At 43.6% G+C, this 8,402-nt stretch carries 8 protein-coding genes; 1 reads left to right on the top strand and 7 read right to left on the bottom strand.

The features are described from left to right. The 5 genes from fkpB to murJ form a co-directional block, all read right to left on the bottom strand. On the bottom strand, nt 1–343 hold a 343-nt coding region (gene fkpB / locus IQO02_RS04710; protein ID WP_322626530.1), incomplete at its 3' end, for an FKBP-type peptidyl-prolyl cis-trans isomerase. A 194-nt stretch (nt 344–537) separates the two neighbouring features. Continuing rightward, nucleotides 538–1,038, bottom strand: coding sequence for a signal peptidase II (gene lspA / locus IQO02_RS04705; protein ID WP_010434837.1), 501 nt, complete (start codon nt 1,036–1,038; stop codon nt 538–540). Between the two features lie 161 nt (nt 1,039–1,199). Continuing rightward, on the bottom strand, nt 1,200–4,076 hold the full coding sequence (gene ileS, locus IQO02_RS04700; RefSeq protein ID WP_102282633.1) for an isoleucine--tRNA ligase: 2,877 nt from the start codon (nt 4,074–4,076) through the stop codon (nt 1,200–1,202). A 63-nt stretch (nt 4,077–4,139) separates the two neighbouring features. Continuing rightward, a complete protein-coding gene (gene ribF, locus IQO02_RS04695) occupies nt 4,140–5,075 on the bottom strand; it encodes a bifunctional riboflavin kinase/FAD synthetase (protein ID WP_010434831.1) in 936 nt (311 codons plus the stop codon). Between the two features lie 70 nt (nt 5,076–5,145). After that, nucleotides 5,146–6,708, bottom strand: coding sequence for a murein biosynthesis integral membrane protein MurJ (murJ, locus tag IQO02_RS04690; RefSeq protein ID WP_010434830.1), 1,563 nt, complete (start codon nt 6,706–6,708; stop codon nt 5,146–5,148). Between the two features lie 251 nt (nt 6,709–6,959). Here murJ and rpsT point away from each other — a divergent pair, with 251 nt between their 5' ends. Beyond that, nucleotides 6,960–7,220: a 30S ribosomal protein S20 gene (gene rpsT / locus IQO02_RS04685; protein ID WP_004739529.1), complete on the top strand. Its 261-nt coding sequence runs from the start codon at nt 6,960–6,962 to the stop codon at nt 7,218–7,220. 327 nt (nt 7,221–7,547) lie between these two features. Here the strand turns inward: rpsT and IQO02_RS04680 are convergent, their stop codons facing one another. Continuing rightward, nucleotides 7,548–7,841 carry an ArsR/SmtB family transcription factor gene (locus tag IQO02_RS04680; RefSeq protein ID WP_010434829.1) on the bottom strand — a complete coding sequence of 98 codons (294 nt, stop codon included), beginning with the start codon at nt 7,839–7,841 and terminating at the stop codon, nt 7,548–7,550. Nucleotides 7,842–7,941: 100 nt separating this feature from the next. Continuing rightward, on the bottom strand, nt 7,942–8,402 hold a 461-nt coding region (gene nhaR / locus IQO02_RS22050), incomplete at its 5' end, for a transcriptional activator NhaR (protein WP_228005999.1).

The raw sequence follows: 8,402 nt of genomic DNA, 5'->3' as shown, positions 1-8,402 counted from the left end.
TCTCGGTGATAATCCCAGGGATTTCCATACCGTCAGGACCGGAGAAAGCCATGATAGTGCCCACTTCAACTTCAGAGTCACCAACAAACTTCGCGCGATCCATATAGTGAATATGATCAGGATTCGGCATACCAAACGCATCTTGCGCCTTCAATTCGATAGACTTTTCAGTCCCCGTTTCAAGACCAATCAGGCACTGTTCAAAGTTCTCACTTAGGCTGCCATCACCCATAACGAACTTCGCAGGTTTGCCCATATTTTCGGTGCTATCGGCAACTGAACCATCTTTCATTTTAATCGTAAAATGTAAGGTTACTGCTGAATCATTTTTAATTGTTGCCACGTTACTTTCCTTAGATTTCTTTATTATTTGAAGGGGCATTCTGTTTTGCTTCCTTATTAAGAGCAGCATAAAAAAAAGCGCCGTCGGAATCAACCGACAGCGCTTAGGGCTATTCTAATCTGTGAGTCATAGACTGACTTTAAGGCCATCTAGTTCAAAGCAATTTACTTTATACTCATTACTATTAGAGTCGCCTATTTGCTTTCGTCTTTCTTACGGAAACCATCTAAGATGATCATCGCTGCACCGATACAGATCCCCATATCCGCTAAGTTAAACGCAGGCCAGTGGTAAGTACCCCAGTAGAAATCTAAGTAATCGACAACAAAGCCGTGTACTACTCGGTCAAATACGTTACCAACAGCGCCACCAATGATGATCGCATAAGCAATGTTATTCCACTTCTCTGCCGCAGGTAGTTTACTCATCCAGTATGTCAGCATGCCAGTTACCGCAAAGGCGATACCAGTAAACAACCAACGCTGCCAGCCACTCTGATCACTCAGAAAGCTAAATGCCGCGCCGTAGTTATGAACATACAAAAAATTAAAGAATGGCAGCACCTCAATACGGTTTGCCCAGCCATAACCCATGTTGTCCATGACGAAAAGTTTGATGCCGATATCTGCAACGAAAACCAGCAGAGCCAACCATAACCAACGCACACCAGATTGTTTTAACGAAACTTCACTCATTTCTATTCCTAGTATCTACTCACTCAAATCATCTCATTATCCACTATCAAAAATGAACACGAGAAGTCAGCTTGGTTAAACACATTTCCTATAATTAAAAATAACCCCAGTTGATACTGGGGCTATGATTTTTACAAAAAGTTCAGTCTTTCTCTGAGTCGTTATGCGAACTTACGCACTTCGCCTTCACCGTCGATGTTCGACACACAACGACCACAAATTTTCTCGTGACCTTCAATTGTGCCTACATCTGGAGTGTGGTGCCAGCAACGGTCACACTTCTCAGCTTCAGTTGCTGCAACTTCAACGTACAGACCTTCAACGTCTGTCGCTTGAGCTGTATCAGACTTATCGCTAAGTGGCTTAACAACAGCAGCAGAAGTGATAAGTACGAAACGTAGCTCATCTTCTAGCTTGTTGATTTTAGCCGCTAGTGCATCGTCAGCGTATAGAGTAACTTCAGCCTGCAGTGCACCACCGATTGTTTTCTCTTTACGAGCATCTTCAAGAAGCTTGTTCACTGCGCCACGAACTGACTGGATTTCAGTCCAAAATTCGTTGCTTAGCTCTTCGTCGTCAGCAAGACCAAATAGGCCTTCGAACCACTCGCCAGTGAATACAAACGTGTCGCGCTGCTCTCCAGTTGGTAAAGAGCTTGGCATCTCGTTCCAGATTTCATCTGCAGTGAACGACATGATAGGCGCCATCCAACGAACTAAAGCTTCTACGATGTAGTAAAGCGCCGTTTGACAGCTACGTTGAGCATGGCTGCCCTGTTTTGCTGTGTACTGACGGTCTTTGATTACGTCTAGGTAGAAAGAACCCATTTCGATAGAACAGAACTGCATTAGACGTTGAGTCACACCGTGAGTGTTGTACTCACCGTATGCTTTAACAATCTCTTCTTGTGCAGCTTGAGCACGGCCAACAGCCCAGCGATCAAGTGCAACCATTTCTTCAGCTGGAACTAGGTCAGTTTCAGGATTGAAACCGTTCAAGTTCGCTAGGAAGAAACGAGCCGTGTTACGAATACGACGGTATGCATCAGCAGAACGCTTAAGGATTTCGTCAGAAACCGCAACTTCGTTAGTGTAATCCGTAGAAGCAACCCATAGACGTAGAATATCTGCGCCTAGCTTGTTCGTTACATCTTTAGGAGCAACAACGTTACCGATAGATTTAGACATCTTACGACCGTTACCATCAACCACGAAACCGTGCGTTAGCACTTGCTTGTATGGTGCTTCGTCTTTCATCGCGATAGATGAAATCAAAGATGACTGGAACCAGCCACGGTGTTGGTCAGAGCCTTCAAGGTAAAGATCAGCACTGTGCGTTCTTTCTTCATTTGGGAAGTTGTACTCTTCACGAGAGTCCACAACAGAGAAGTGAGTTACACCTGAGTCGAACCATACGTCTAGCGTATCAAGTACTTTCTCGTACTTGTCAGCGTCTTCAGCACCCATCAGTTCAGCAGCGTCTACATCCCACCAAGCTTGAATGCCTTTTTCTTCCACAAGCTTCGCTACTTTTTCAATAAGAGCTGGGCTATCTGGGTGAAGTTCTGATGTTTCTTTATGAACGAACAGAGCAATTGGCACGCCCCAAGTACGTTGACGAGAGATACACCACTCAGGGCGACCTTCGATCATACCTTCGATACGGCTTTGACCCCATTCTGGCATCCATTCAACACTCTTTGTTGACTCTAGTGCTTTTGCACGTAGGCCTGCTTGATCCATAGAGATGAACCATTGTGGTGTTGCACGGAAAATGATTGGCGTTTTGTGTCTCCAGCAGTGTGGGTAGCTATGCTCGTAAGCGTGGTGATGCAATAGTGCACCTTTCTCTTTTAGAACTTCTAAAACAGAATCGTTCGCTTTGAATACATGCTGACCAGCGAATAGCTCAGTATCTGGCAGGTAAACGCCGTTTGAACCTACTGGGTTAGCGATTTCTAGGTTGTACTTCTTACCAACCACGAAATCCTCTTGACCATGACCAGGCGCAGTATGAACGACACCAGTACCCGAATCAGTAGTAACGTGGTCACCAAGAACGGCAGGAACAGTAAAATCGTAGAACGGGTGGTTGAACTGAGAAAGCTCAAGATCAGCACCAGCCGCAAAACCAAGATTATGGAAGTGCTCAATACCTGCACGATCCATTACGTCTTTTGCTAATTCAGAAGCAACAACGATACGTTGAGCAGGCTGTTCGCCATTCGCTTCAACTTGGATAAGCACGTATTCAAGATCATCACGTAGACATACTGCGCGGTTTGCTGGCAGAGTCCATGGTGTTGTCGTCCAGATAACGATTGAGATTTCGCCTTGACCCGCGTGACCTTCCGCTAGAGTAAATTTCTCTAGAAGTGCCGCTTCGTCAGCTGCAGTAAATTTCACATCGATAGATGGCGAAACCTTATCTTTATATTCAACTTCAGCTTCAGCCAGAGCAGAACCACAGTCAGTACACCAGTGAACTGGTTTGAAACCTTTAAGAAGGTGACCTTTGTCTGCGATTTTGCCTAGAGAACGAATGATGTTCGCTTCTGTGCCGAAATCCATAGTACGGTAAGGTTTATCCCACTCGCCCATGATACCAAGACGTTTGAAGCTCTCTTTCTGACCTTCAACTTGGCCCGCAGCGTACTTACGACACTCTTCGCGGAATTCAGCAGCCGAAATCTTCTGACCAGGCTTACCTTTCTTCTTCTCAACCATCAACTCGATTGGAAGACCGTGACAGTCCCAACCTGGGATGTACGGTGCATCAAAACCAGAAAGGGTCTTAGATTTAATAATAATGTCTTTAAGAATCTTGTTCAGCGCGTGGCCAATGTGAATGTCGCCGTTCGCGTATGGAGGGCCGTCATGCAGCACGAAAGATTTTTTGCCTTTCTTTGCCTTACGGATTTCACCGTAAAGGTCTTCTTTGTACCAACGCTTAAGCATTTCTGGTTCACGATTTGCCAGATTGCCGCGCATTGGGAACCCTGTTTCTGGTAAGTTCAGGGTATCTTTATAATCACTCATCGATTCTTAATTCCGTTATATTGGGCGAAGTTAGACATTATGTTAATCGGTGGAATCATCCGACTAATTCTTTAGCTGAAGCAGCCACACCCTTGCGGCTTCAGCATCCAATTCTATTTGATTTTTTAATGCGTCGAACGACTCAAACTTTATCTCGTCGCGCAGTTTGTGCAAAAGTCGCACTTCTAACTGTTTACCATATAAATTGGCTTTAAAGTCAAAAAAATGTACTTCTAATTGCTGCCTGACCCCATTAACTGTTGGTCGTTGTCCAATGTTAGCAACACCACCGACAGGAACACCGTCGATATCTAATGCTTCAACAACATACACTCCCGACACAGGAGAAACACAACGTTTTAATGGAATATTAGCGGTAGGGAAACCGATAGTTCTCCCTAGTTTACGACCATGAGAAACACGACCACTGATACTGTAGTCACGCCCAAGCATAGTAGCACTAGAAGCCAAGTCATTGGCCGCTAACGCATTTCGTATCTCAGTGCTGCTTACTCGTAATTGGTTTAAGCAATAGCTTTGGGTGCTCACCACCTCAAAACCATATTTTTCACCCGCTTCTTTAAGCATAGCGAAATTACCTGTTCGGCCTTTGCCAAAGCAAAAATCGTCACCAACCACCAAGAATTTCACACCAAGCTTATCAACCAAAAGCTCCTTAATGAATGCTTCCGCGGATAAACTAGCAAAATACTGATTAAAATTAACACACAATAAACGACTGATATCTAGCTTACTCAATTGCACATATTTATCTCGTAAACGAGTTAAACGCGCTGGCGCTCGACCTTTAGCAAACAACTCCATAGGTTGCGGCTCAAACGTCATAACAACAGAAGGGAGCCCTAATGCTGCAGCTTGATTAGAAACCTGACTCAGAACTTCTTGATGCCCTAAATGAACACCATCGAAGTTACCTATGGTTAATACACAGCCATGATGCTGCGCTTTAATATTATGTATACCTCGGATCAGTTCCATTATGATCAGCTAAAACCTGTAATTTGCATCATTTATTGTGTGAAACCGACGGATTATATACTAATCAGCATTAATCTGTCGCTGCTTTTAAATGTTTTACTCGGATACCTAAAATCAGTACCGAAACAATATAAACAAAGCCACCAAGTCCGATCAAGCCTGTTAATGTCAGTGCTCTCTGACTGAAGCCCCAATCCAGCCACTGTTGCATATTATCCAACTGCCATAAAATGGCTGCGACCATCACTACACCAGAGACAAGCAACTTGGCACTAAACAACAAAGTTGTCTTAGTTAATTGATAGACACCCGCAAGATGCAAACCCCGATATAGCAAGGCCATATTCACAAAGGCAGACAAGGCCGTCGCAATCGCCAAACCAACATAACCATAGAAGTAAGCAAAGATCGCGTTGAACACCATGTTAGTCACCATAGCGATAATGCCGTACTTAACTGGTGTTTTGGTATCTTGGCGAGAGTAATAACCCGGAGCTAATACTTTAATCAACATGAAGTTAAGCAGACCTGATGCATAAGCCACTAGCGACATCGACGCCTGTTGTACATCGTGGGGAGAAAACTCACCACGCATAAACAGCACCATTAACATGGGTTTAGCCAAAACAATCAGACCCAACATAGCAGGAATACCAAGCAGTAAAACCATGCGTACGCCCCAATCCATGGTATGCGCAAATCCTTCTCCTTGAGCGTCTACGTGTTTACGAGACAAAGCAGGAAGAATCACCGTCGCAATCGCGATACCGAATAACCCTAGTGGAAATTCAAGCAATCGATCTGAGTAGTACAACCAACTGATAGAACCTGTCGCTAGGAAACTAGCAATGAAGGTATCAAACAGTAAGTTGATTTGGCTGACCGATACACCAAAAAGCGCAGGGATCATTAGTGTGCGGATCTTAACGACACCCGGATCTCTCCAACCCCACTTAGGCTTAACCAACACACCTGCTTTTATTAAGAACGGCATTTGGAAAAGGAATTGGACTAATCCACCGAGAAATACACCGATAGCCAATCCAATTTCTGGTTGATCTAAATTAGGAGAGATAAACCATGCTGCGCCAATGATCATCACATTCAAGAACACAGGTGTAAAAGAAGAGACGGCGAACTTACCTAATGTATTGAGAATCGCACCAGATAAAGCAACAAAGGTGATAAACCATAAATAAGGGAAGGTAATCTTAAGCATAAAGCTCGCAAGTTCGAATTTTGGGGCTGCAGGTCCGTCATTCAGCCAGTCAATAAACCAACCGGCACCAAACATCGCAGTGATCACACCGGAGCCCAATACCCCAATAACGGTTACTATAGATACTAAAACTCCGAGAGTACCCGACACCTTAGCAATTAAATCTCGTGTCTTATCTTTGTCACCTGCAGCGTGATATTCCGTTAGTACCGGTACAAACGCTTGAGAAAAAGCACCTTCTGCAAAAAGTCGACGTAAAAAATTAGGAATTTTATTAGCGAAGAAAAATACGTCGGCACTCGCTCCTGCTCCCATTAAATTTGCTACTACTACATCACGTACTAGCCCCAATACACGGGAAACAAAAGTCATTGCACTGACAATCAGGCCTGACTTTAATAGTCTTTTACTCACAGAAACCTCTGACACTGGTTGATTACTTTCAAGCGAGGATAAATACTATCCTGTCCTAAGAAGCATATTTATTAGCATTGGTCTAAAAATGCTGTTAGAATCCCCGCCATCTTAACCGCGATGACCTTTCCATACCAAAGTTTGTTTGGCTACGATTGGTTTTTGCACAAATCATTTGACAATTAAGCGCTAATGAGGGATAGTCCTCGCCCTTAAATTGTCACCGAACTAAGTTTTTGGGAGTTAGACCCTTGGCAAACAGTAAATCTGCTAAGAAGCGCGCTATCCAAGCTGAGAAACGTCGCCAGCACAATGCTAGCCGTCGTTCTATGATGCGCACTTACATGAAAAAGACTATCGCAGCTATCGCAGCTGGTGATAAAGAAGCTGCAACTGCTGCTCTTGTAGAAGTTACACCACTTCTAGACCGTATGGCGACTAAAGGCCTTATTCATAAGAATAAAGCTGCACGCCATAAGTCTCGTTTCGCTGCTGCAATCAAAGCTCTTTAATAGAAATTTGATTACAACGCAAAACGAAAAAAACCGGCCTTGGCCGGTTTTTTTATATCTAAATTTTGAGTAACGCTGTTATTTTTCTCGCTGAACGTTGTTTTTCTTACTAACAGCTATTGGTTTATTACAAAATATTTTTCTTACTAAAAATTGTTTCGTTGACCGATAGACAAATAAGTAGACAAACAAACGTCTAACAAATCGATCAAAGAGAGTAGATTGATAAAAGATAACTGATAGGTACTAACGTTCGACGTGAAATATTGACACTTCCTTGTGTCGACCTTATTCCTGATAAGAGATTACCCTCCTACCAACAACAAGCTACTTGCAGTACATACCGTGCAGTAGGTTAATCATTGCTTTTACTTCTTCGCTACTCAATGTGTAATATACAGTTTGAGCCTCTTTACGAGTATCAACCAAGCCATCCCTTCTCAACCACGCAAGGTGCTGAGATAAAGCAGACTGACTCAGTTCTAACTTGCCACACAACTCCCCAACCGACAGCTCAGTACCATGTAACAGGCACAAGATTTGTAAGCGACGCTCGTTGGCCATGGCTTTAAGTAGAATCACAGCTTGCGCTGAGTTCTTCTCCATCTCTTTTAAGTTCATAGTTTGGCTCCCTACAACCTTTACGCCAACTACGGGCTATCAGAATTTCCGGCATATGGTAGGGTTATGATAATCGATATCAATTCATTAACAAACAACCTCACTCGAACAATTTGCTAAAATCTGCGTCACATACATTTTTTACTGCTGGATGTTGGATCATCCTCTCAGCAAATATGACGTAGTACTCTTCTTTTAACTCTTCGATGCCACCCAACAGCTGTAACGATGTGTCTTCTTCAACTTCAGATATATAGAGAGTAGGTGCTAAAAAAATAGCGTCATGATGATAACGAGCAAAAGCTTTCATCAGTGCCGCATCATCAAATTCGCCTAAAATATCGGGCTTTAGACCCTGCCTATCAAACCACTGTAGTACCTTTCGTCCCATAGAAGTTCGACTTCCGGGGATAAGAAGCTTCCTTTGCTCCAATACAGCGGGGAAACTCACATCTTCTACATTACCAGAACAGAAAAAAGTCATACCACTCTCACCCAGCTTCTTACTAAACAAGCCAGGGCTTTGACTAGAATCCACCGGACAGTCAGACAAGATCATAT

Source organism: Vibrio sp. OPT24 (genome assembly GCF_015163545.1).
GTDB lineage: Bacteria > Pseudomonadota > Gammaproteobacteria > Enterobacterales > Vibrionaceae > Vibrio > Vibrio cyclitrophicus.
The sequence above is the reverse complement of the archived record's forward strand: the minus strand, read 5'-3'. Positions and strand labels throughout refer to the sequence as shown.

Coding starts and splice junctions, on each gene's coding strand:
- IQO02_RS04680 (WP_010434829.1), bottom strand. CDS start 7,841: ATGAACTTAAAAGAGATGGAGAAGAACTCAGCGCAAGCTGTGATTCTA.
- ileS (WP_102282633.1), bottom strand. CDS start 4,076: ATGAGTGATTATAAAGATACCCTGAACTTACCAGAAACAGGGTTCCCA.
- lspA (WP_010434837.1), bottom strand. CDS start 1,038: ATGAGTGAAGTTTCGTTAAAACAATCTGGTGTGCGTTGGTTATGGTTG.
- ribF (WP_010434831.1), bottom strand. CDS start 5,075: ATGGAACTGATCCGAGGTATACATAATATTAAAGCGCAGCATCATGGC.